The organism is Lamprobacter sp., assembly GCF_034860625.1.
Classification (GTDB): domain Bacteria; phylum Pseudomonadota; class Gammaproteobacteria; order Chromatiales; family Chromatiaceae; genus Lamprobacter.
The window spans coordinates 17,763-41,416 of sequence record NZ_JAYESN010000024.1; the positions used below are offsets into that span (position 1 = coordinate 17,763).

Annotated in this window: 17 protein-coding genes; 7 read left to right on the forward strand and 10 right to left on the reverse strand. The window is 62.3% G+C overall.

Annotated features, from left to right (window positions below):
- Positions 1-198: 198 nt before the first annotated feature.
- The 8 genes from VBE63_RS08565 to VBE63_RS08600 form a co-directional block, all read right to left on the reverse strand.
- The gene (locus tag VBE63_RS08565) at positions 199-852 is read right to left on the reverse strand and encodes a cytochrome b/b6 domain-containing protein (RefSeq protein WP_323682598.1); all 654 of its coding nucleotides are present in this window, start codon (positions 850-852) and stop codon (positions 199-201) included.
- On the reverse strand, positions 852-2,438 hold the full coding sequence (locus VBE63_RS08570; protein ID WP_323682630.1) for a tetrathionate reductase family octaheme c-type cytochrome: 1,587 nt from the start codon (positions 2,436-2,438) through the stop codon (positions 852-854). The genes VBE63_RS08565 and VBE63_RS08570 overlap by 1 nt, the downstream gene beginning before the upstream one ends.
- A 387-nt stretch (positions 2,439-2,825) precedes the next feature.
- Positions 2,826-3,239 (reverse strand): SCP-2 sterol transfer family protein, encoded by a 414-nt coding sequence (locus tag VBE63_RS08575; protein ID WP_323682599.1) that lies wholly within the window; start codon positions 3,237-3,239, stop codon positions 2,826-2,828.
- Positions 3,240-3,431: 192 nt separating this feature from the next.
- Entirely contained in the window at positions 3,432-4,970 is a 1,539-nt protein-coding gene (gene ppx, locus VBE63_RS08580; protein WP_323682600.1) for an exopolyphosphatase, read from the reverse strand.
- A 119-nt stretch (positions 4,971-5,089) separates the two neighbouring features.
- Positions 5,090-8,602 (reverse strand): mechanosensitive ion channel domain-containing protein, encoded by a 3,513-nt coding sequence (locus VBE63_RS08585; RefSeq protein WP_323682601.1) that lies wholly within the window; start codon positions 8,600-8,602, stop codon positions 5,090-5,092.
- Between the two features lie 22 nt (positions 8,603-8,624).
- Positions 8,625-10,070: an amino-acid N-acetyltransferase gene (argA, locus tag VBE63_RS08590; RefSeq protein WP_323682602.1), complete on the reverse strand. Its 1,446-nt coding sequence runs from the start codon at positions 10,068-10,070 to the stop codon at positions 8,625-8,627.
- A gap of 32 nt (positions 10,071-10,102) precedes the next feature.
- Positions 10,103-11,425 carry a sigma-54 dependent transcriptional regulator gene (locus tag VBE63_RS08595; RefSeq protein ID WP_323682603.1) on the reverse strand — a complete coding sequence of 441 codons (1,323 nt, stop codon included), beginning with the start codon at positions 11,423-11,425 and terminating at the stop codon, positions 10,103-10,105.
- Between the two features lie 35 nt (positions 11,426-11,460).
- Complete coding sequence (locus VBE63_RS08600; RefSeq protein WP_323682604.1) at positions 11,461-13,080, reverse strand: sensor histidine kinase; 1,620 nt, start codon at positions 13,078-13,080, stop codon at positions 11,461-11,463.
- Between the two features lie 163 nt (positions 13,081-13,243).
- Between VBE63_RS08600 and sucC the strand changes: the two genes are divergently transcribed.
- From sucC to VBE63_RS08615, 3 genes are all read left to right on the forward strand, one after another.
- Positions 13,244-14,437 carry an ADP-forming succinate--CoA ligase subunit beta gene (gene sucC / locus VBE63_RS08605; RefSeq protein ID WP_323682605.1) on the forward strand — a complete coding sequence of 398 codons (1,194 nt, stop codon included), beginning with the start codon at positions 13,244-13,246 and terminating at the stop codon, positions 14,435-14,437.
- A complete protein-coding gene (sucD, locus tag VBE63_RS08610) occupies positions 14,434-15,306 on the forward strand; it encodes a succinate--CoA ligase subunit alpha (protein WP_323682606.1) in 873 nt (290 codons plus the stop codon). Before sucC ends, sucD begins: the two co-directional genes overlap by 4 nt.
- 148 nt (positions 15,307-15,454) lie before the next feature.
- Entirely contained in the window at positions 15,455-15,793 is a 339-nt protein-coding gene (locus VBE63_RS08615) for a P-II family nitrogen regulator (RefSeq protein WP_323682607.1), read from the forward strand.
- Positions 15,794-15,940: 147 nt separating this feature from the next.
- On the opposite strand, the gene VBE63_RS08620 is transcribed toward VBE63_RS08615, so the two are convergent.
- Positions 15,941-16,762, reverse strand: coding sequence for an outer membrane protein assembly factor BamD (locus VBE63_RS08620; RefSeq protein WP_323682608.1), 822 nt, complete (start codon positions 16,760-16,762; stop codon positions 15,941-15,943).
- Positions 16,763-16,890: 128 nt separating this feature from the next.
- Between VBE63_RS08620 and rluD the strand changes: the two genes are divergently transcribed.
- The 4 genes from rluD to gshA all read left to right on the forward strand — a co-directional run bounded on the left by rluD (position 16,891) and on the right by gshA (position 22,760).
- Positions 16,891-17,877, forward strand: coding sequence for a 23S rRNA pseudouridine(1911/1915/1917) synthase RluD (gene rluD / locus VBE63_RS08625; RefSeq protein WP_416274527.1), 987 nt, complete (start codon positions 16,891-16,893; stop codon positions 17,875-17,877).
- Positions 17,874-18,614, forward strand: a complete 741-nt coding sequence (gene pgeF / locus VBE63_RS08630) for a peptidoglycan editing factor PgeF (RefSeq protein ID WP_323682609.1) — start codon at positions 17,874-17,876, stop codon at positions 18,612-18,614. The genes rluD and pgeF overlap by 4 nt, the downstream gene beginning before the upstream one ends.
- A 367-nt stretch (positions 18,615-18,981) precedes the next feature.
- The gene (locus VBE63_RS08635; protein WP_416274528.1) at positions 18,982-21,069 is read left to right on the forward strand and encodes a carboxy terminal-processing peptidase; all 2,088 of its coding nucleotides are present in this window, start codon (positions 18,982-18,984) and stop codon (positions 21,067-21,069) included.
- A 56-nt stretch (positions 21,070-21,125) separates the two neighbouring features.
- The gene (gene gshA / locus VBE63_RS08640) at positions 21,126-22,760 is read left to right on the forward strand and encodes a glutamate--cysteine ligase (protein WP_323682632.1); all 1,635 of its coding nucleotides are present in this window, start codon (positions 21,126-21,128) and stop codon (positions 22,758-22,760) included.
- On the opposite strand, the gene VBE63_RS08645 is transcribed toward gshA, so the two are convergent.
- The gene (locus tag VBE63_RS08645; protein WP_323682611.1) at positions 22,757-23,608 is read right to left on the reverse strand and encodes an SDR family oxidoreductase; all 852 of its coding nucleotides are present in this window, start codon (positions 23,606-23,608) and stop codon (positions 22,757-22,759) included. The two genes, gshA and VBE63_RS08645, sit on opposite strands and share 4 nt — an antisense overlap.
- Positions 23,609-23,654: the final 46 nt, after the last annotated feature.

The following is a 23,654-nucleotide window of genomic DNA, read 5'->3' on the forward strand; positions in this document are numbered from 1 at the left end:
GAAGAGCTTGTATATTCGGCTGCGGATGTGAGGATGGCGCTTGGCTTGGACGATTGAATACACCGATAAGGCCAAGCGACGGCTGAAAAAGCTCGATAAGCCAAGTGCACGGCGAATCATTGATGATATGGACGAGGTCGGCAATGTACCGAGCACATTGAGTCGGTCATCTTTATCTATGCGGATCGATTAGATCCGCTAACGGATCTGCGACGGCTCATCGGTGCGCAGATAGGCCTCTTCTTCCGGCGTGAGGTCGACATCATCGAAGCCGGTGATCATCGGCATCACATGGTCGCGGAAGGAATGGCCAGTGGTGAGCAGATAGACATGGATGAGCACGAACGCGAGGATCGCGAAGGCGGCGGCGGTATGCACCAGCGCGATGTTCTCGAGCCAGGCTGGGGCATTGGGCAGATTGCGCCAAGCGTAGTAGGACAGATAGGCCAGGCCGCTGACCCAGATGGCCGGAAACAGCACGATCTTGAGCACCAGATAGGCCAGCGCCTGCAGCGGGTTGTGTTTGCGCCAGTAGGCCTTGCGGTAGGGATGGCGCTCGCCTTTGAAGATGCCGTAGGCGTAGAAGCGCAGGACCTGCCAGAGGCCGCTGCTGGTCGGGATGAAGTGCCGCCAAGCACCGGTGGTGAAGAGCCAGAAGACGCTGAAAGCCCAGAGCAGCAGCAAGGCGAAGGCGGCCAGGGTGTGCAGGGTCACCGCATGCTCGAAGCTCAGCAGCTTATGAAAGCCGTGCAAACCGAAGCCGCTGATCAGTAGCAGCATGATCAGCACCATCTGGGACCAGTGCCAGAAGCGTTCGAAGATGCTGAAGATCTTGACGTGACGAAGCGCCATCAGTGTTGGTCTCCCTTCGGCGAGAAGATGCGGATGCCGCCGTGGATGAGGATGCCACCCAGGGTGCCAGCGACGAGGAGTGTGCCAATGATATCGACCCAGCGGTTGCGGTCGCGGCCGGGCAGATAGACCCCCTTGACCTCGGCGAGACGGCTGTTTTTCGGTGCGTGACAGTCGCCGCAGGCCAGCGCCTGTTCCTTGGGCGCCACCATGTGTGTGATCGGCCACCAGGATAGGGTCTCGATGAAGCCGAACTCGCCGGAGTAGTCGAGGCCGAAGTCGGCCATGCCCTTTTCGATCGCGGCACCCATGTCGTAGTTGCCCCAATAGGCGGCTTCGTCCTCGCCCCAGAGATGCGTATAGACCAGGGTGCCGTTGCCTTTGTCATAGGGTTGCCAGGTGTGCATGCGCTTGAACGGCCAGATCCGCGAGCGCCCATCCCCGCGTGAGCCGCTGAAGCCATTGATCTCGATCGATTCGGCGTTGGGGTCGAATTGAGTGTCGATCGTGGTGTAGACCATCTGGCCATCGAACCAGTCGTACTCGGGGATGATGTTCTCGTCGTAGACGAAGTTGCCCTTGATCGACTTATAGGTATAGCGGTGGCCGCCGTTACCCTGGATATAACCCTCTTCGTGATAGCCCTCGCCATCGAGGGTCTTGCCGGCGGTGCGCCAATCCCAGTCGACCACGGTGGCCACGCCCCCGCGTGCGAACTCGGGGATGTGGCAGGTTTGGCAGGCGATACTCTGCACATGATCGTTAAGCTTGAAGGCCGCGATGGAGTCGACCGGGTGTGGGGCTAGTCCATGGCAGGATTCGCAGGTGGCAACATCAGTGCGTTGGCCAGGGAGTCCGGTGCCCTGGGTGTCCTTCGAGACCACGTTGTAGCGACTCCCGGCCCAGACATGCTTGTTGGTGACATGGCAGGCGCTGCAGGCAAAGTTCAGCCCGTCGACACCCATGTGCACATCAAGTGTGCGCGGTGGCTGCTTCAGCGCAGTCGATAGGTCGCCATGCTTGACATTGTCGCCGCCGCCGCCGTTGAAATGGCAGGCGCCACAGTTGGCGCGCTGGGGTAGGTCGACGCTCTGTGCGGCGGCGGCGAGGTCGATCGGCGGCTTGCCTTCGAACATCACCGAACAGGCCGGGCTACCCTCAGAGTTAGGGGTCTTGTAATAGGTGCCGGTGGTCTCGTGGCAGACCAGACAGTCGATCTTGGTCTCGTCCGTGAAGTCGAAGGTCTCGTCTTTCCAGCCATAGCCGGCGTGACATTGCGCACACATCCCCTCGTTGCCGCGCGAGTTGGTGCAAAAATTATTGATCAGGTAACGCTTGCCCAGCTGCTGGCCGGTGTTCTTGTCCTGATAGGACCAGGTCCAATGAATGTTCTTCATGAAGTGCTGGCCGGTCTCGGTATGACAGCTGAGACAGACCTGGGTCACCTCGGAGCCGTTGGCGAACGGCCCCTTAAGCGCCTCGAACTTGGTGTGGTCGGCGGTACCGCCACGCAGCGGTCCGGAGATCTGAGGTGGGGCGATCGTGGTCGGTGGCGTGGGCCAACCGCTCGCATCGGCGCTGACCATCTGGGCCGGGACACCCAGCACAAGGGCGAGCAGGCCTGCTAAGACATATCGGCTGATGAGCCGCGGAGACGAATCGTGGCGGTGACCGCGCATAGGGTGGCTCTCCTGTCGGTGATCAATCGCGCAAGCCCTGCGTTAGGGGCCTGTGCGTGACCATTAAGGATGCGTTGCAACGGTCGTTTCGTCCGTGATATGGCGCAAGAGACGAGTGTGTAGGTTGATAGGAATGCGCAGGATCAAGCAAGTTGGTTGCTGGTTGAACGGCACTAAAGAAACCCGCCGGTGGCGGGTTGCGAGCAGGCTGAGACGGAGATCAGCCGCATTGACGTTGGGATGGCGCTGCGCCAGGCTCAGCCCAGCGCCACCCAAGGGAGCAGCGCTCCCGGCTCAGCTGAGTTCGTCTGCGCCAATCTGCTTCATCAGGTTGAAGCTTTTGACGAATGGCCCGGCCATGCGCGGGTCCTTGATCATGGCACCGTAATCACCAGTCTTGAACTTGAGCTTGCCGGTGGCGTAGGCGGTGCCCATGCCGACCATGCCGATGCCTTTCTCGACCCATTTCAGCCAGTCTTTCATGTCGGCGCGCATATCCCAATCCGGGCTCTCATCAGCCCAATCGCCGGCGCGCACGCAGACGCCGTTCTCGACCACAAAGACGCCTCGTGGGTTCGCCTCGTCCTTAAACCCACAAGAAATGATGGAGTTGAAGCCGATCTCAGCGAGCTTCCCGCTGACTTCCGGATCGTTGTTCCATGCATCTTTGAGCTGGTTCATCCATTCTGCGGAAAAGAGTTTGGCCATGGTTGAGAGTCCTCCGTTAATTCGGTGTGGTGGTTGGCGTTCTTGGGTTGACGAACGATCGGGCAAGCCTGTGGCGAGGCTCGGCGAGATCTGAGTGACAGCGCCTGAGTCCTCACCCCTAGGGATTCTACCAGCAAGCAGGCTTGGGTTGGGTGACTCCGCAAGAGGTGATGCACCTCAAGCCCGTGGTTTTTAGCCAACATCTAGTGTGATGCCTGCGGCTGCGAGCCGCGTGGCCTCTTCCTCGAATTCCAACCGCGTCAGTGGGTGGTCGTCGAGCCAATGCGGCGGAAAACGCAGCCGCAGGGTCTCGTCGTCAGCCTCGACCTGGGGGTTGGGTTCGGCGCTGGGCGAGCGGCCTCGATGCATCAGGACCGCCAGCCGCAGCAGGATGGTCAGTCGGCGCGCGCACTCGCGTGCAGGGCGCGACAGCGCCATGAAGACATCGATGGGGAACTTGCGACGATGCCCCAAGACCAGGGCGGCCAGGGCATCTTGCTCTTGGCGGGTGAAGCCAGAGAGGTCGGCGTTACGCAGTAGATAGGCCCCATGCTTCTGATACTGGCTGTGCGAGACGGCGAGCCCGATCTCATGCAGATCGGCCGCCCAGCCAAGCATCTTCGGATAGTTGTCGTGGTCCAGTGCCCAGCGCTCGCGCAGCTGCTCGTAGAGTTCGAGTGCCGTGCCACGGACGCGCCCGGCGTGCTCTTGGTCGGTGTCGAAGCGCCGGCAGAGGGTCGCGACGGTCCGCTCGCGAACGTCCTCATGGTGTACGCGACCCACCATCTCGTAGATCAGACCCTCGCGCAGCGCCTCGTCCGAGGCCCGCATCGTTTCGATCGCGAGATTCTGGAAGACCGCGCGCAACACGGCCACGCCGCCGGGGAAGACCGGGCGACGTTCTTCGCTCAGGCCCTTGAGCTCAAGGGCCGAGACCTTGCCGCACTCGATCATGGCCTCACGCAGTTTGGTCAGCGCCTCGGCGGTGATGCCGTCATCGCTCCAGCCCTCGGCGGCGATGACCGCAGCGATGGCCTTGATGGTGCCGGAGCTTCCGGTCGCCGTGGTCCAACCGGATTGGCGAAACAGCTCGCGGACTGGGCGAATCTCCAACGCACAGGCCAGCTCGGCCCGGTCCATCAACTTGGCGTTGATCTTGTCGCTGGCAAAGTAACGCCGCGAGATGCTGACGCAGCCCATGTGGAGGCTCTCGCGCAATGTGGCGCTGAATCCTTGGCCGACGATCAGTTCGGTGCTGCCACCACCAATATCGACCACCAAGCGCTTCTCGTCACCGATGGCGAGTCCATGGGCAACGCCGAGATAGACCAAACGCGCCTCCTCGCGCCCGGCAATAACCTCGATGGGATGTTGCAGCACGGCCTCGGCGTATTGAATAAAACGCGTTTCTGGCCGCAGTTGACGCAGCGTGTTGGTGCCGACGACACGCACCTTGGTGGGGTCGAGGCCGCGCAGGCGTTGACCGATCCGTTCAAGACAGGCGAGGGCGCGCTCGGCGACTTCGGGGTCGAGATAGTTGTCTTCGGTCAGCCCCTCGCCAAGACGGACCATTTCCTTATAGCGATCGATGACCTGAAGGGTGCCGCCATCGATCCGAGCGACTAGCAGATGGAACGAGTTCGAGCCCAGGTCGACGGCGGCGAAGCTGTCGGCGGGGGCGGATGGCGAGCTGTCGGCTGATGGGGCGACGGAAACGGCGGCGTCGGCCATGCGATCCTCGGTAGCGTTGGCGGCATCGGCGCCTGAGTATAGTCGCCTTTATCGTCCACGGGCAGGGCAATGGCATGCGGCAGCCAGTCCCTGTAAGACCAGCCTAGATCTATTCAGGCTCAATCCGCTGGCGCTGATCCTGTTGGCGCTGGGCCAGCGGCGAGGGTTGGTCCGCGCATCATGATCTCGACCGGCGCGGCCGAGCGCAGATGGAGGTCGCGCTGCGGGAAGGCAATGCCGATGCCGGCGGCGCGGAACTTGTCGTCGATGGCTTGATGCAGCTCCGTGATCACGGTCAGTCGAAACTCAAGCGTTTCAAGGTAGCAGCGGAGAAACAGGTTCAAGGCGTTGTTGCCAAAGCCTTCGAAGGTGATGAGGGGGGCTGGGTCATCGAGAATCTTGGGATGCTCGGCGGCAGCCTCTGCCAACAGCGCAAGCGCCTTTCGCGTATCGCTACCATATTCAATGCCGACCGCAATGACCAAGCGATTGATCTGATCAGTCAGGGTCCAATTGAGCAATCGCCCGGTGATGAACTCCTTATTCGGGACCAGCAGCTCCTGTTTATCCCAGTTGCGGATGGTTGTCGCGCGGATCTGGATGCGTGTCACGGTGCCTGTGGTATCACCAATGGTGACCGTATCGCCCACTCGGACTGGCCGCTCGAACAGGATGATCAAGCCGCTGATAAAGTTTGCAACGATCTCCTGCAGCCCAAAACCGATACCCACGCTCAGGGCCGCGACCAGCCATTGCACCTGGGACCACTGCAAGCCCAGGGTGGTGACGATCAGCAGGAGGCCAAACGCGGTGATCAGATACCGGGTCAGGGTCACCAGGGTGTAGCGCCCGCTGGGACTGACCTCCGTGTTCTTCAGCAGCAAGATCTCGAGTAGGGCTGGGAGGTTGTTGACCGCGATCAGTGCTGCCGTCGCAGTCACCAAGACGAGCCCGATATCAGCCAGCGTGACCGGCACTAACTCTTTAATCCCATCAACCGTTGCGGTGTAGTGCCAGAGCGTGACTTGATGAAACAGGTTCAGCGCGGGCAAGACATCCGACCAAATGATCCAAACGCCGACCATCGCCATGATCGTCATGCTGCTGTTGAGCAATTTTCGAGTCTGGCTGTCCAATGCGGCTAAGTCGACGGAATCGTCAATTGGGTCGATCCGCTGCGCACCCTGTTCCAGGGCTTCACGCTGGGCTTCGCGCTGAGCGCGCCGATCAAGTGCGGCCTCAAGTGCGAGACCACGCCGGGTGATGATCAGCCAGCGGACGATCAGCTGATGCAGCACCACGAGTGCAAGGGCGAGCCAAAGTTGGGCGGCGACGGAGGCTAGCAGCGTGCCAGCGGTGTAAATGAAGCCAGCCAGCGCCAGGGCGGCGAGTGCGGTTGGCATGAACACCGCGAGTGGGTACCAGATGAACCTCAGCCGGTTGAGCCAGCCTTCCGGCTGTTCGGCGAGGAGTCTATGAAAGACGCCGCGGCTCGGGTGGATCAGCCAGGCAGTGAGTGCCGCGAGTCCGAGACAGAGCAACACCAACGCAAGCCGGACCAGAGTGCCATCGAAGGCGGGGTTTTGGGCTTGACTAATCGTCTCGGCGATGAACCCAATCGGTAGCAGCAGCAGCGCGGCGATCTGGAAGCCGCGGCGCAGCTCGAAGAGCGTCCTTGAGCCCCAGCGGAAATGTCGAGCGGCGACGCCGCCCGGCATGCACAGCAGGCGAAATGCTCGGAGATAGTAGAACGGGATCACCATTCTGAGCAGGCCCTCTCCAACGGCGAGCGCGAACGGGGAAGCTGTTTGAGAGAGGCTCAGCTGCCAGCCTAGCAGAAGGCTGAGCAAGGGCCAGGGCAACGCCAACAAGAGCGTCAGACCCAGCGCCGAGACGGTGTAGCCGAATCGGTCGGTACTGATGCGGCGCATCGGCTCGATATAGCTGCGGATGCGTCGACGCATCCAGGGGCCGGATGCCAAGAGCCCAATCACCAGCAGTAGGCCAATCCAAAGCAGCGCCGATGAGCTCATGGCTTCCGCTAAGCTGTCGACAACGCTTGCCCAATGCGCTGGGGCGATCATCCACCAAAGGGCTTCTGGGAGGGCGGTAAAAGATTGTTGGGTGATCGGTTTGGCGCTGCGCACCCAGAGCAGGTGCTCGGCCAAGAAGTCGCGGTATCGATTGACCAGGTCAGCGTACTGTTCAGCGGTAAAGTCGAGGTCGCCGATCGCGCGTTGATAGCTCTCCTGGAGCCGCAACGCCCTCTGCAGCAGGTCGCGCTGCCGCAGCAGCTGCTTTCTCAATTGCGATTCAAGCTGCGCGCGCTGCTCAGCTGCCAGATCGTCCGCTTCCTCAGCATCGGGCAGGGTTCGAGCCACCGCCTCATCGATGTTCTCAATCCGGCGCAGCCCGTCAGTCAGACGCAGTTGGCTGAGCGTCAGCTCGGCGATTTTCTCCGCGCGTGCGGCGGCTTGCTTACGCAAACTGCTCGCGTCTGGCAGGTCAGCGCGCTCATCGACGAGGATCTGCCCAACCGCTTGGCTCAGGCCCGCGGCACTGATGCGGGCACGGGCATCCTTGAGGTCTGTCTGGGTCTCCCGCAGCCTCTCTTCCAGCCCGGCCTGCTGCTCGTCGAGTTGACCTAGGGCATCAGTGACCGAGCTGATCGTCTCGCTGATCTGACGGTTCTGTTGGGCAAGCTGTCGCAACAGCGGGTCGGCATCGCCAAGCTCACGCTCGGCGGACTCGGTCTCTTGACGCGCACGCTCAGCCTCCAGATTACGGAGCCGATCCGCTTCGTTCTCGAGATAGGCGCGGCGCAGGCGCAGCTGCTGCAGTGCCGCTGCGCGTTGCTCGCGTTGGGCTTCAGCGAGCTGCCGGCGGGCGTCGGCACTGAGGATCTGCTGATCGAGCATCAACATCTCGGCGCGCAGCGCATCGCGTTCGGTCTCAAGCGCCCAGACGCGGGCTTGGCGGGTCTCTTCGGTCTGTCCCTCGGGCTGTGGCCGCTTGAGCGCTTCGTCGATCTCAGTGAGCTCCTGAGGCGCCTCGGTGAGTCGCCGCCGCACGCTGACGAGCTCGTCGGACTGAGCGCTCAGGGTTTCGTTCAGATTGCTCAATTGGGCTTCGATCGAGGCCGCTTCGGCCTGCTCGCGCGCCAGCAGCTGTTCGATGTCGGCGATGGTCAGGGTTTCCGGCAGCGCGATCGGTGGGTCGCTCGGCGTGGTCAGCGATTCAAGCTCGAGCCGCAACGCAGCAGCCTCGCTTGGGGCCTGTTCCAAGGTCTCGAAGTAGCTCCTGGCTTGCATCTGAAAGCTGTCCAGTTGCTCCAGGTTGTTCAGGGCGCTGCGATACAGTTCGGTCAGCTGTTTCTCGGTGTCTTCCGACAGATCCTGGTTTTCCTCCAGCGCCTTGAGCTTAGCCTCGATCTGTGCGGGCAAGACCGTGGGCTGGATGCGCAACCCGGTCTCTGCTGGCGGTTCAGTCTGTGCCATGGCCGTTCCGAGCAGCAGCCCGGCGAGCGGAAGCAGGACGGCGAGCAGCAGCGCAGCGAACGCGGGAGCGGGGTTGGCGCGGGTCGGCGCGCGCCGGCATTGATGGCGTGTTGCTTGAGGCCAACTGGGCGTCATATGGGGATGGAGACCGACAGTCTCAGCGCTGTGTTTGGAGACACTTGATATAGACCTGTGAGTTGCGGGCTTCGTTGTACTGGCGACGACGTTCCTCCGGCAGATCTTCGACGCTGCCGGGCAGGAAGCCGCGCTCGCGGAACCAGTGCGCGGTCTGTGTGGTGAGCACGAACAGCCGCTCAAGAGCCTGCGCGCGCGCTTGCGCCTCCATGTGGGCGAGCAGCCGATCGCCGCGTCCTTGGGCGCGATAGGCGGGGTGCACGGCAACGCAGGCGAGTTCGCCGATCCCGGCCTGCGGAAAGCCGATGAGCGAGGCGCAGGCGATGATGGCGCCATCCAACTCGGTGACCTGAAAACGATCGATGACCAGCTCAAGCTCTTCCGCTGAGCGCGGCACCAGGATGCCGGCGCGCTCCATCGGTTCGAGGAGCTTGCGGATGCCAGGGATGTCGGTGCTTTGGGCGGCGCGCAGCCGCTCGTAGGGCTCGCCGGTCATCAGGGTGCCGGCGCCATCGCGGGTAAACAGTTCGCGTAATAGCGCGGAAGGGTCGTTGCGGCCAACCAGGTGAACGCGGGCAATGCCGTGCGCGCAGGCCTCGGCCCCTGCGCGCAGTGCTTGGCCGAGGTCTTCGCCGATAGCTTTGTCTTCGGCGAGCAGGGCGGCCACCTCGGCCCCAAGCAGATGGGAACGTATACGGCGCGCCTGGGTTGCGGGTTCGGGTTGGGTCGTGGTGGGGCGTCTGTCTTGCAGGCCCTCGCCTTCGACCAGGAAGATCAACTTGTCAGCCTCAAGCGCGATGGCCACGGCGCGGGCGACATCGGCGGCGGTGAGGTTGAAGACTTCGCCGGTCGGCGAGTAGCCGATCGGCGGAATCAGTGCGACGGCGCCCTGATCGAGCCGCTGGGCCAGCGAGACAGCGTCGATGCGGCGTACCGCGCCGGTGTGCTGATAGTCGGTGCCGTTGAGCACGCCGATCGGTCGGGCAAAGACAAAATTGCCCGAGGCCACTGGGATGCGCACCCCGGCCATGGGTGAGTTGGCGAGGCCGAACGAGAGCAAGGCTTCGATCTCGACCCGCGCCGCTCCGGTCGCCTCCTTGACGCAGGCCAGGGCGGCGTTGTCGGTGACGCGCAGTCCGTTGACATATTGGAAGGCGATGCCGCGCTCGGCGAGCCGGCGCTCGATCTGCGGCCGCGCGCCGTGGACCAAGACCAGTCGGATACCGAGCCCATGCAGGAGCGCGATGTCGTGCACCAGCTCTGGCAGGCGGGCATCATTGAGCGCCTCGCCACCGAACGCGATGACAAAGGTGCGTCCGCGATGGGCGTGGATATAAGGGGTGCAATGGCGGAACCAGTCTAAGAAAGGGTCTTCCGTTGTGTGTTCAAGCAAGGGCTCAGCCCCTTCGCTGTTCAAGGCGTCGGCAGGGACCAAGTCGCCCGCCGATGCTGTTGTTCGGGATGCCATCGCGATGTGGATTCCTAAAGGGTCAAATCGGTCTAGGGTAGACCTAGCTTGCTCAGTCGATAGCGCAGCGAGCGCGGCGTCATGCCCAATTGCCGGGCGGCGGGTGTTTGCTTCCAGTGCGTTGCATCCAGGGCTTCGAGGATGGCGTGTCGCTCGATCTCGTCGAGCTGGTCTCCGAGCGGTCGCCGATCGGTGTCGGCAGGTCGGGCTGCCGGCAGGTGCAGGTCCTCGGGTCCGAGCTCGGCGTCGTCAGCGAGTGCCGAGGCGCGCTCGAGCAGGTTCTGAAGCTCTCGCACATTACCGGGGAATGAATGCTCCGCGAGTCGTTTCAAGGCGGCCTCGCTCAGATGCTTGTTGGCGGTCTTTCCGGTCTCGGCGATCTGGCTGAGGATCTGATCTGCGAGCAGCGGAATATCCTCTGGGCGGCTGCGAAGCGATGGCATCAGGAGTTCGATGACATCGATGCGGTAAAAGAGGTCGCGGCGGAAGTTGCCGCGTTCGACCTCCACCTCAAGGTTGCGGTGACTGGCGCTGATGATGCGCACGTCGACCTCGACCTCGGTTTCGCTGCCGACGGGCCGCACGCTTTTCTGTTGAATCGCGCGCAGCAGCTTGACCTGCATCGGCAGCGGCAGATCGGCGATCTCATCGAGGAACAGGGTTCCGCCATCGGCGGCCTGGAACAGCCCGGCCTTGTCGCTCAGGGCGCCAGTGAAACTGCCTTTGCGATGGCCAAATAGCTCGCTCTCCATCAGATCGGCGGGAATGGCACCACAATTGACCGGCACGAAAGGATGCTCATGCCGCGGCCCCTGATGATGGATCAATCGGGCGGCGAGCTCCTTGCCGGTACCGCTCTCGCCGGTGATGAAGACTGGCGCTTGGTTGCGCGCCAGCTTGGCGATCAAGGCTCGCGTCTCGCGAATCGCAGCAGAGTCGCCGATCAACGCCTGTTCCGGCCGCAGGGGTGTTGTCGACGGCTGAGATCTGCCTAGCCTCAGTGCGGCTCCAATCAGGTTGCGCAAGACTTGCAGATCAACCGGCTTGGAGACGAAGTCGAAGGCCCCGGCCTTCATTGCCGACACCGCGGAATCCATGTTGCCGTAGGCGGTGAGCATGGCCACGGGCAGGCTTGGGTGCTGTTTGCTGATTCGCCGCACCAGATCGATGCCATCGCCGTCCGGCAGGCGCATGTCGGTCAGACAGAGGTCGAAGGTGTCATGCTCCAGGTGATGGTAGGCCTCGGCAAGCGTTTGCGCGCGTTGCGTGCCGATACCGATGCGCGCGCAGGTGATGGTGACCAGCTCAAGGATGTCTGGCTCGTCGTCGACGATGAGGAGATACGCCTTGCTCATGACTGTAGCTGATGGACCGAAGCTGATGATCCGAATCAGCGCTCGAAGATCAGACTGAAGCAGCTGCCGCCTTGTGGGCGATCACTATACTCCAGCCGCACACCAATGGCTTCGGCTAGCGCCTGCGCGGCGAAGAGTCCGAGCCCGTTGCCGCTGGCCGCGGTGGTGAAAAAGGGCTCGAAGATGGTCTGGCGCTGCTCGCTGGGAACACCTGGTCCCTGATCGCAAAGACGCATCACGACCGTCTTGGCGTCTGCGTCTTGTTCGAGGCTCCAGTGCATGCGGCAGTGCCCCTCTCGGTCTTTGCCATGTTCGCGTGCATTGTCGCAGAGATTGTTGAGGATCTGGCGCAGATGACGCGGATCGGCCTTGACCCAACAGTCCACCTCGGGCAGCGCGAATGTCAGCGCTTGGTCAGAGAGCTGGTGCTGCTCGCGGTATTCGTCGCAGGCCTGCGCCAGCCAGTGATTGAGCAGGATGCGGCGCAGCTCAGCCCGATGCCGGTGAGACAGCTCGAGCACGCTGTTGACGATCTCATCCAGGCGGTCGGCATTGCGGCGGATGATCTCGAGCAAGGTCTGATCTTCCGCTCCCAGATGCGGGGATTCTGCCAGCAGTTGGCTCGCGTGAGTGACCGCCGAGAGCGGGTTGCGGATATTGTGAGCGATGCTTGCCGAGAGCCGTCCAAGGGACGCCAGATTGACCTCCTGGGCTTGACGCAGCAGTTCCTGCTCGTCCTGCAAATAGATGAGGGCGCCATGTGGGCGGTTGACGCCGAGGAGCTGCAATGAGGGGCGCAGATCCCGCTGCCACAGGCGCAAGCTGAGGCCGTACACGGTCTCGCCAGCAAGGCTGCGCTCGAACCAGTTGAATAGCCTGGGCGCGACCCGTTTGAGCTCGACCCCAGGCCGCGCGCGGACATCATGGAGCATGCGTTGCGCAGCTGCATTGAGGAGTCGGATACGGCGCTCACCGTCAATCACCAAGACGCCCGTGCTGAGCTGCTGGATCACCGATTCATTGAGCTTAGAGAGGTCGGCGATGTCCAATTGACGCCTTGCGGCAAGTTTCTCGGTGGCGTGCAGGCGCTGTGACAGCAGATGCGCCAGCGCGGCTACCGAGAAGAAGACGAGGCCGAGCAGACCGGCCTCGAAATAGCTGCCTTCAGAGGTTTCCAGGTACAGGTCGGCGTAGAGCTGTTGGCTGATGACCCCGAGCGAGGCAAGGGCGGCGAACAACAGCGATTGACGCCCTTCGAGCAGGATGGCGCCCCAGATGACCGCAACGGCTGGCAGCAGCCCAAATCCAGCTGCGATTCCGCCGCTCAAATGGATCAGGAAGATGGCGAAGGCGATATCCAAGTAGACGGCTAACTGGGCTTGTTGGTCGCGCCGGGGCCAGCCGGCGATGATCATGAGGCCGCTGAGCAAGATCAATGTGGCCTGCAGCAGCAGCAGACGGTGCGCACTCCAGCGATCGGCAACCTGGGGTAGCCAACTCGTGGTATCGGCGAACGAAAGCGCTAAGAGCAAGACCAGCACCAGCAGCAGCCGCGAGAGAAACAGCCAGGACAGGTGATCGCGTCCATCGAAACGGGGCCTGAGCCGTTGTGCAGCACCTTGGCAGCTCTGCTTGCGGGAGAGGCGAAGTGGCATGGCTGCGCTCTTCTCGGCGGTGGTTGATGGGGTCTGCGGGACATGGCACTTGGTCGTTGCCCGAGAATCCCGCAGAATAGGCGATCATCCCATGCGTCAGCCTGCGCTCATGCCGGCGCCGCTGTGAACGCTCGGGCCATGCCGACTGTTCGATCGAGTGTCGATGAATCTACACGAGTTTCAAGCTAAACAGCTGTTTGCCCAATTTGGTGTCCCCGTGCCTGAGTCGAGCGTCGTCAAAACGCTGGACCAAGCGCGAGCGGCATCGACCACACTTGGCCTGCCCATGATGCTGAAGGCGCAGGTGCACGCGGGCGGTCGTGGCAAGGCCGGCGGCGTGCGGCGTTGCGGATCGGTTGCCGAGCTTGAAGCCGCAACCCAAGGGCTCCTGGGGCGTCCGTTGGTGACGGCGCAGACCAGCCCGCAGGGGCTTCCGGTGTCCCGCCTGCTCTTGGAAAGGCCAGTTCAGGTTGAGCGTGAGTTCTATTTGGCGTTGTTGGTGGATCGCGCCGCTGAGCGTATCCTCATCATGGCCTCAGCCGCTGGTGGTATGGAGATCGAGCAGGTCGCGGCCAACAACCCAGATGCGCTTCTGGTCTCTCGCATCGAGCCCGTGTTTGGGCTGCGACCCTGGCAGAGCCGGCACATTGGCCTGTTTTTCGGTTTGACGCCCGATCAGCAACTCGCCTTCGACAAGCTCTTGGGCAACCTCTACCAACTCTTCGTGGAGTGCGATGCCAGTCTGGTCGAGATCAACCCGCTGGTGGTCACCGCCGATGGCGAGCTGATCGCGCTCGATGCCAAGGTCGAGCTTGACGATAACGCGCTTTACCGGCATCCAGCACTGGCCGCGCTGCACGACCCCAGCCAAGAAGACGCACGCGAGGTCGCGGCCCGCGCCGAGGGGCTCAGCTACATCAGCCTTGATGGGGACATCGGCTGCATGGTCAATGGGGCTGGACTGGCGATGGCGACCATGGACCTGATTGCCTTGCATGGCGGCTCGCCAGCCAATTTCCTCGATGTTGGCGGAGGTGCCACCGCTGATCGTGTTGCGCGCGCCTTCAAACTCGTCCTAAGCGATGAGAAGGTGGCCGCGGTGCTGGTCAACATCTTCGGCGGTATCGTGCGCTGTGATCTGATTGCGGAGGGTATCCTTGAGGCGGTGCAGGGGGTTGGCGTGAATGTCCCCGTGGTGGTCCGCTTGGAGGGCACCAATGCCGAGCTGGGACTCGAGCGGCTCAGGCAAAGCAAGCTCGCCATCGAGACGGCGGCGACGCTGACGGATGCCGCCAATCAGGTCGTTGCTGCGGCTGCCGCGACCCAGAGCCGAGGTGGCGCCGGAGGTCAGTCATGAGTGTGCTCGTTGATGCGACGACGCGAGTGATCTGTCAAGGCTTTACCGGTCGACAAGGCACCTTCCATAGTGAGCAGGCCATGGCCTATGGCACCCAGATGGTTGGCGGCGTCACCCCGGGCAAGGGCGGGCAGCGGCATCTCGGGTTGCCGGTGTTCGATACGGTGCAGGCTGCGGTTCGCGAGACCGGGGCTGATGCGACCATGATCTATGTGCCAGCGGCCTATGCCGCCGATGCGATCTTGGAGGCAGCCGATGCGGGTATCCAGGTGATCGTTTGTATCACCGAGGGCATCCCGGTGTTGGATATGCTCAAGGTGAAAGCGGCATTGACGTGCCGCGAAGCGGTACTGATCGGGCCGAACTGTCCGGGTATCATCACCCCTGGTGCCTGCAAGATCGGGATCATGCCGGGCGCCATCCACAGGCCGGGCCGGGTTGGTATCGTATCGCGTTCCGGTACGCTGACCTACGAGGCGGTGGAGCAAACCTCCGCCGAGGGGCTGGGGCAGAGTACCTGCATCGGTATTGGCGGCGACCCGATCCATGGCCTCGACTTTGTGGATTGTCTGGCGATGTTCGAAAACGATCCAGACACCGATGCGGTGCTGATGGTCGGTGAGATCGGCGGCGGAGCCGAGGAGGCGGCAGCGACCTTTGTGCAGCGGCGGATGACGAAGCCCGTGGTGGCGTATATTGCTGGCGTGACCGCGCCCCCCGGTAAGCGCATGGGCCATGCCGGCGCTATCGTCAGCGCAAGCGGTGGGACCGCTGAGGCCAAATATGCGGCACTGCAGGCGGCAGGCGTGCACATCCTGCGCTCGCCGGCAGGGCTAGGACGCGGTGTTGCCGAAGCCCTGCGACGCTAATCTCATCAAGGGCAATGGCCGACAGGGCCTCATGATCGCTGTAAGGTCTTGTCGGGCTCCGAGAACCCAGGCGATTCGGGATGGTCAATCCCCGGACAGACTCTTATACTCACTCGTTAACCAGCCGAGAGGTTGAAAGGAGATTCGCATGAAGAAGGTCGAAGCCATCATCAAGCCCTTTAAGCTCGACGACGTCCGCGAGGCGCTGTCGCAAGCCGGCATCACCGGGATGACCGCGATTGAAGTCAAGGGCTTCGGCCGTCAGAAGGGCCACACCGAGCTCTATCGCGGTGCCGAGTACGTGGTCGATTTCTTGCCTAAGGTGAAGGTCGAGCTCGTGGTTGCCGACGACCAGCTCGACGTCTGCGTGGAAGCCATCACCAAGGCTGCCCGCACCGGCAAGATCGGCGACGGCAAGATCTTTGTCAGCCCGGTTGATCGTGTCGTGCGCATCCGCACCGGCGAAGAGAACGAGGCGGCGATTTAATCAACCAGGGCTTGGGGTCTTGGCCCTCGGTCTTGAGAGGCGCTGCTGGCGTTGAAACCCTGCTAGCGAAAACCGGGCTGGCTAAAACGGTGCTGAGAGTAGACTGTGCCGACCCTCGGGTCGGCTGTGGCTCCAAAGGGCGGGGATTCAGTTCTCGTCCAGACTCAGATAGTCCCAGACGCGCCGCGCGAGACTGATCTCCTCGGGCTCTGGATCAGCGCTGATAAAGCGCCCTGCCTCTCGATTCATCACCAGTACGCGGCGCGCGTCAGTGGCGAGATCTTCTTTGCCAAGCCGCTGATAGCCCTCGATCATCAGCTCTAAGGCTTCTTCGACGGCGGTGGTGCGCTGAAAGCGTTCGACGACATATTGGGCTCGGGCGACCGCGGCGACATAAGCGCCTCGCGCGAGGTAGTAGCGGGCGACGTGCAGCTCGCCTTCGGCCAGATTATTACGCAGGTGTAACATTCGTTGGCGTGCATCAGCGGCATATTTGCTGTCTGGGTAGAGGCGCACCAGTTCGGCGAAGTCGTTAAAGGCGTCGAGCGCTGAGCCTGGGTCGCGCTGGGCGGTATCGATGGGTACGAAGCGATCTAGGAAGCCGATGCTGCGGTTGTAGTTGACGATGCCTTTGAGATAGTAGGCGTAGTCGACGAAGGGGTTCTGCGGGTAGAGCTTGATGAAACGGTCTGCAGCGGCGATCGCCTGCTCCGGCTCATCGCCTTTGTAATAGGCGTAAGCGATATCGAGCTGGCCCTGCATCGCATAGCGGCCGAATGGATAGCGGGCCTCGAGCTTCTTGTAGAGCTCGATGGCACGTTTGTAATTCGCGGCGTCGAGTTCGCGTGCCGCCTTGCTATAAAGCTCGTTGGCCGACCAGCCCTCGGTCTCGTCGAATTCCTTGCCGAGGATGCCGCAGCCGCTCAAGAGGGCAACGGCGATGAGGATGATGACTAGGGTGCGGATCATGAAAATGCCTGCCGATAATCGCCGAGACTGTCGTCGGCGCCACAATCTCGCCAGTATACTGAATCGTCGTGACTGTCACAGAACCACCCCAAGCCTTTAGCCGGCTCGAGCCTCCCCAGCTCGAATCCCTGCGGCGAGAGCAGGCTCGGCGCGAAGAGGCCGAGACGCAGCATCTGCGCTTGCAGCCTGAGCACGCCGGCCGCCGGCTCGATCAGGTGCTTGCCGAGCTGTTGCCTGCGTTCTCGCGCAGCCGCTTGCAGGCATGGATTGAGCAAGGGCGGGTGTCAATCGATGGGCGCAGGCTGCGAGCCAAAGATCGCGTTCAGGGTGCCGAGCAGGTGCGGGTGCAGCCATTGCTCGAGCGCACTGATGATTGTCTACCGCAGCCGATTCCGCTGCAGATTGAGTTTGAAGACGAACATCTGATGGTGGTGAACAAGCCAGCCGGTCTTGTGGTGCATCCAGCGGCTGGTCATCCCGATGGAACGCTACAGAACGCGCTCTTACACCATGATGTGGGCCTTGCTGAACTGCCCCGATGTGGAATCGTCCATCGTCTGGATAAGGATACGACTGGGCTGATGGTGGTTGCGCGCAGCCTGCTCGCGCATCGCTCCCTGGTCGCGCAGCTCAAGGCGCGTAGCGTTAAACGCGATTATCGGGCCTTGGTGGTTGGGGCTCCCGGCGCCAGTGGCCGGGTTGATGCCCCAATCGGTCGCCACCCGACAAGGCGCACGGCGATGGCGGTGGTGACCGGTGGCCGGCCAGCGGTGAGCGACTATCGGGTGCTGGTGCGTTATCGGCAACACAGCCTCGTGGCGGTGCAGTTGCAGACAGGTCGCACACATCAGATTCGGGTGCACATGGCGCATCTAGGGTATCCGTTGGTGGGTGATCCGCTGTACGGTGCCAGGACGCGCTCTGGCACCCATGCCCTAGGCCCTGAATGGACCCGTGCCCTGAGTGCTTTTCCGCGTCAGGCCTTGCATGCCATCGGTCTTGGCTTGATCCATCCGGCCAGCGGTGAGCCGATGCACTGGCAGGTCCCGATGGCCGCTGATCTCGCGGCGCTCTGCAGGCTCTTGCGACAAGATCTGGAGGCTGAAGTCGGATGACCATGTTTTTGACGCCGGCTTGGACCCAGCCTTCGCCGGTGCGGGCGGCCAGTACGACGCGCCAGGGCGGGGTAAGTGCCGGTGCTTATGCCAGTTTGAACCTGGCTACGCATGTCGGTGATGATCCGGTTGCCGTTCGGCGCAACCGAGCGCTGCTGTGCAAACAGTTGGCGCTACCGGTTGAGCCGACTTGGCTGAACCAGGTTCACGGCTGTGCTGTCTCTGTCTATGAGCACGGATTGGCCGCACAGCCCGTGCCAGAGGCGGATGCCATGGTTGCGTTCGGGCCCGGGGCGGTCTGCGCGGTGATGACGGCAGACTGCTTGCCGGTCTTGCTCTGTGATGACGTCGGCTCGGTAGTTGCTGGCGCGCATGCGGGCTGGCGCGGCCTAGCCGCCGGCGTCATTGAGGCGACAGTGCAGCACATGGACCGGCCGGCGGCTCGGTTGCAGGCTTGGCTGGGGCCTGCGATCGGCCCCGCGCATTTTGAGGTCGGCGATGAGGTGCGTGCCTGCTTTTGCGAGACCGATGCGGGTGCGGCGGTCGCCTTTCGTCGGAGCGTGAAGGGTCGCTGGCTCGCCGATCTGGCCATGCTTGCCAGGCAACGGCTTGAGGGCTTGGGTGTCGCCTCGGTCAGCGGCTGCGGCGACTGCACCTACTCTGACCGCGACCGGTTCTTCTCGTACCGTCGCGATGGCGTTAGCGGACGCATGGCCAGTCTGATATGGCTGCGGTAGAGTGCCTTCGTTGGCCCTTCGGCGGCTGTTAGCGGCCTGTGGCTGTGCTTGAAGGCAAGGGCTCAGGGTCGGCTGTATGAGCTTATCCAACGTCTGTTTGATTGATCTCGACTCGCCCTGCCGCTACTCTCTTTTTAACAGCATCGTCGTATTCGATAAGCGCTAGATCATGAGCATAAGACGCGTTCACACCGCCACTGCCACAGAGGGTTTGATCCAAGCCCGCCAACATCGTCGCTCGCTAGGATTGGCGGTGGGCTTGCATTTGGCCTCGCATGGGATCGGTGATCTTCTGGGACGGCGACTCGCGATGGGCCTGAGCCGGACGACGCATCAGCGGTTCAGCTTACCCTGGTGGCCGCTCGCCATGCGCTTCAGCGCCGCAATCCTGATCGCGCTTCTCGCCTTTGGTGCCGTCGCCAAGACCCAAGAAGTTGGCCTCGCCGAGCTGTTCCCGGATGAGCGCCAAGCACGCACCATGGTGGTGATCAACAAGGTGCTGGAGCGTTTTCACTATCGCGACTTTAAGCTCAATGGCGCCTTTGCGGCAGAGGTCATCGATAACTATTTCACCGACCTCGACCCCGGGCGGCTATTCTTTCTCGAGCGTGACGTGGAACGCTTTGGGCGCTCCGCGAATCGCCTGGATGCCGACCTGGCGAAGGGCAAAATCGATACCGCGTTCGATATCTTCCGAGTCTACCGCATGCGGGTCGATGCACGCATCGACTATGCGCTTTCGTTACTGCAGCAGCCGTTCGATTTCAGCCGCAACGAAACCTATCTGTTCAAACGTGATGAGGCCGACTGGGCGACCAGCGAAGCAGCGCTAAACGAACTCTGGCGCAAACGGGTGAAGAACGATTACCTACTGCTCAAATTGGCCGAGAAAACGGATGAGGAGATCCGTCAGCAGCTCCGCGAGCGCTACACCGGCATCACCAGGCGTATCCACCAGTTCACGCCCGACGACGTCTATCAGGCCTTCGTCAACGCCTACACGCGGACGCTGGAGCCGCATACCAGCTACATGTCGCCGAGCACCTCGGAGAACTTCGACATCAGCATGCGGCTCTCGCTCGAGGGCATCGGCGCGGTACTACGGGCCGATAACGAGTACACCGTGATTCAGCGGACGATTCCAGGCGGCCCGGCGCGCCAGTCAGGACAGATCCAGACGGGAGATCGGATCATCGGCGTTGGCCAGGGGCTGGATGGCGAAATGGTCGATGTGGTGGGCTGGCGGCTGCAGGATGTCGTGGATAAGATCCGTGGTCCGAAAGGCTCGGTCGTCCGGCTGCAGACCCTCCCGAAGTCGGAGTTGTCCGGTGGTCGCATGCGTGAGGTCTCGCTGGTGCGCAACGAGATCAAGCTGGAGGATCAGGCCGCGCAGCACTTCATCATTGACGGCCTCGAGCATGACTCTTCGCTGCGCATTGGCGTCATCGAGGTGCCTGCCTTCTATCGCGACTTCCGCGCCGAATCAGCAGGGCAGCGTAATTTCCGGAGCACCACGCGTGACGTCCGCGCCCTGATCAAGGAGCTTGAGGCAGAGGGTGTTGACGCCCTGATCATCGACCTGCGGGGGAATGGCGGCGGCTCGCTCACCGAGGCCTTGGAGCTGACAGGGCTGTTTATCGAGGAGGGACCTGTGGTTCAGGTCAAGGACTCGTTTGGTAAGGTCGATGTGGAGGTCGATCCCGACCCGGCCATCTTTTACACCGGTCCGCTGGCGGTCTTGGTCGATCGCAACAGTGCCTCGGCCTCGGAAATCTTCGCCGGCGCCATCCAAGACTACGGCCGCGGCATCATCATTGGAGAGGCAACCTTTGGCAAGGGGACAGTGCAGACGCTGATTGATCTGGATCGCTACGTGCCGGGCGACGATACCCAGCTTGGCCGCTTGCGCCTGACCATGGCCGAGTTCTACCGCATCAGCGGCGGAAGTACGCAGCTCAGGGGCGTCGAGCCCGATATCCGCTTTGAGCTTGGCCTACAGGGCGTCGATCATGGTGAGCGCTCTCTCGACAACGCACTGCCCTGGAGCCAGATTCAGCCAGCGCGGTTCGATGCGATGACGGTGCCTGATATCGATATCCTGAAACAGCGCTCCGCGCGGCGCGTCCTCAAGGATGATGGCTTCAGGATGCTGTTTGATCAGGCACGTATCCTAAGCGAGATCGAGGCGCAGGATGAGGTCTCCTTGAGCGCGAGCCAACGACGGGCCGAGTCTGATCGACGTGAACAGGTGCTGAAAGGAAAGAAGGCCGCCTTCCTGCGCGCGCGAGGCATCGAGCCGGTCGACGAAGACGCCGATGAGGTCGACGAGGATGCGCTCGAGAAGCAGCAGGAGGTCATCGATCGCATCCTGACCCAAGAGGCGGCTCGCATCTTGGCCGATCTCATCGTGCTGCAAGGCGATGATGAGCGCCTGCGTGCGGCGATGCGAGACTGAGTCCCTTGATACCTGAAGAACGCTTGACTGCCGAGCTGCCCGCTCGGCGGCTGGAGATGCTGTCTGATCCCGCAGTCCGCGCGCTGGTCACCAAGGGGTTGGTGGGGTTGGAGAAGGAGACGTTGCGCGTGACGCCTGACGGGCGGGTTGCGCTGACGCCGCATCCACCGGTGCTGGGCTCCGCCTTGACCCATCCGCACATCACCACCGACTTTTCTGAAGCGCTGGTCGAGCTGGTGACGCCCGCATTGTCCGATCCGCAGGCCGTGCTCGATTTCCTGGGCGATCTGCATCTCTTCGTCTACCAGCATATCGGTGACGAGCGGCTCTGGGCGGGGAGTATGCCTTGTGTGATCCACGGGGGTGCCGAGATTCCGCTCGCCCAGTATGGTCGCTCCAATGCCGCTCAAATGAAGACCGTCTATCGGCGCGGGCTGGGTAACCGCTATGGCCGTGTGATGCAGATCATCGCCGGGGTGCACTTCAACTTTTCGTTGCCGGAGGCCTTCTGGGAGCAGACTCAGGCCGACTTTTTTGGTGGGGTTTCCGCCGGGTTTGCCTCTGATTCGGCAGCGGTGCTTGGGGCGCGTAATCTGGGCTACATGGGCATGGTGCGCAACCTGCAGCGGTTGGGCTGGATGGTGCCCTATCTGTTCGGCGCCTCGCCCGCGGTCTGCAAGAGCTTTGTCCAGGATGCGAATGCGGATCTTGAGGCGTTCGATACCAACACGCTCTACTCTCCGTTCGCAACCTCGTTGCGCATGGGGGATATCGGCTACCAAAATCGTCAAGAGGAGGGCACTGGGCTCAAGGCCAATTACGATAACCTCGACGCCTATACGCGCAGCCTCACTTGGGCGATTCGGACCCCTTGTCCGCACTATGAGCCGCTTGGGGTCAAGGTGAACGGGCGTTGGGAGCAGCTGAACGACCATGTGCTGCAGATCGAGAATGAGTACTACAGCACCGTCCGCCCCAAACAGCTCACCGACTGGATGGAGTTCCCAACCTTAGCGCTTCGTCGGCGTGGCATTCGCTATGTCGAACTGCGCTCGGTGGATGTCAATCTGTTCGATCCGCTTGGGATCGAGCTTGAGCAGATGCACTTCCTGTCCTTGTTCATGCTCTATTGCCTGCTGCTGCCGAGCCCGACGATCTCACCGCGTGAGCGCCGTTGGATTGATGCCAACGAGGTGCTTGCGGCGCACCGCGGGCGCGAGCCAGGGCTGATGCTGCAGCGGGCCGATGGCCAGATCGCGTTGCGAGATTGGGGGCAGCAGGTGCTGAGCGCGATGGAGCCCTTGGCGGTGTTGATCGATGGCGGGATCGGTGGTGAGTTGAGTGCCGCACTCAAGGCACAGCAGTTCAAGATGACCGAGCCTGATGCGACGCCATCGGCCCGCGTGCTGGCTGAGATGCGGACCAGGGGCGAAGGCTTTGCTGAGTTTGCAGGTCGCTTAACCGAGCAACATCGAGACAGGCTCAAACAGCGGGAGCTCGCCCCAGCGTCTTTAGCGCTGTTTCAGCGTCTGGCTGATGAATCACGCCAGCGGCAAGCGCAGATCGAGGCCGCTGACGACTGTGACTTCGATACCTTCCTGGCTCGCTACTTTGCGCAGACCGAAGCCCAACCGGTCACCCTGCGGTCGCCCTTTGCAGCGGCCCTAGCACCCAGCGAGGAACTCACCTAGCCGCGGCCGCCGCGTGAGGCCCGCCGCAGGACCCAGTCCATGCTGCGGTCTGGTAACAAGCGGCGCAGGGTGCCAAGCAGATGGGTTGGAAAGGTTACGTAGTAGCGTGGTTTTGGGCGCGGGCTCTCAAGCGCTCGCACCAGTTGATGCAAGACCGCCGCGGGCGTCAGCGTAAAGGGCTGTACGGCCCCTTCCTTCTGCAGTCGCTCCTCCATCAGCCGATAAGTCTCGGCGTGCTGGCTATTGCTTGGGTCGATAGAGCGCTGATAGGCGCTGAAGGCGTTATCCCTAAAGCGGCTCAGGATCGGGCCAGGCTCAATCAGCACCACCTCGATCCCGCTGCCTTGCAGCTCCAAGCGCAGGGTGTCGGTCAGCCCCTCAAGTGCGAACTTGCTGGCGACATAGGCACCGCGGAACGGCAGGGCAACGAAGCCAAGCACCGAGCTGTTCTGCACGATGCGCCCCTGGCCTTGAGCGCGCATCAATGGGATCACCTGCCGAGTCAGGTCATGCCAGCCGAAGAAGTTGGTCTCGAACTGCGCGCGCAACGTTTCGGTGGTCAGATCCTCGACTGCTCCGGGCTGCCCATAGGCGCCGTTATTAAACAAGGCATCAAGGCGTTGATCGGTCAGCGCCAAGGCGTCTCGCAGCCCGCTGGCAATACTCTCCGAGCGGCTGAGATCGAGTTGCACCGCTTCCAGTCCATCCTCGGTCTGCAAGCGTTCGACATCCGCCGGTTGGCGTGCGGAGGCGATGACCCGCCAGCCTCGTGTTGCCAGCCCTTTAGCGCAGGCGAGTCCGATGCCACTCGAGCAGCCGGTGATCAGGATGCTGCGTTGATGCTCCATGAAACATGGCTCCGTGATGTCTGGGTTTGGTTGGCTGCTGATCGGT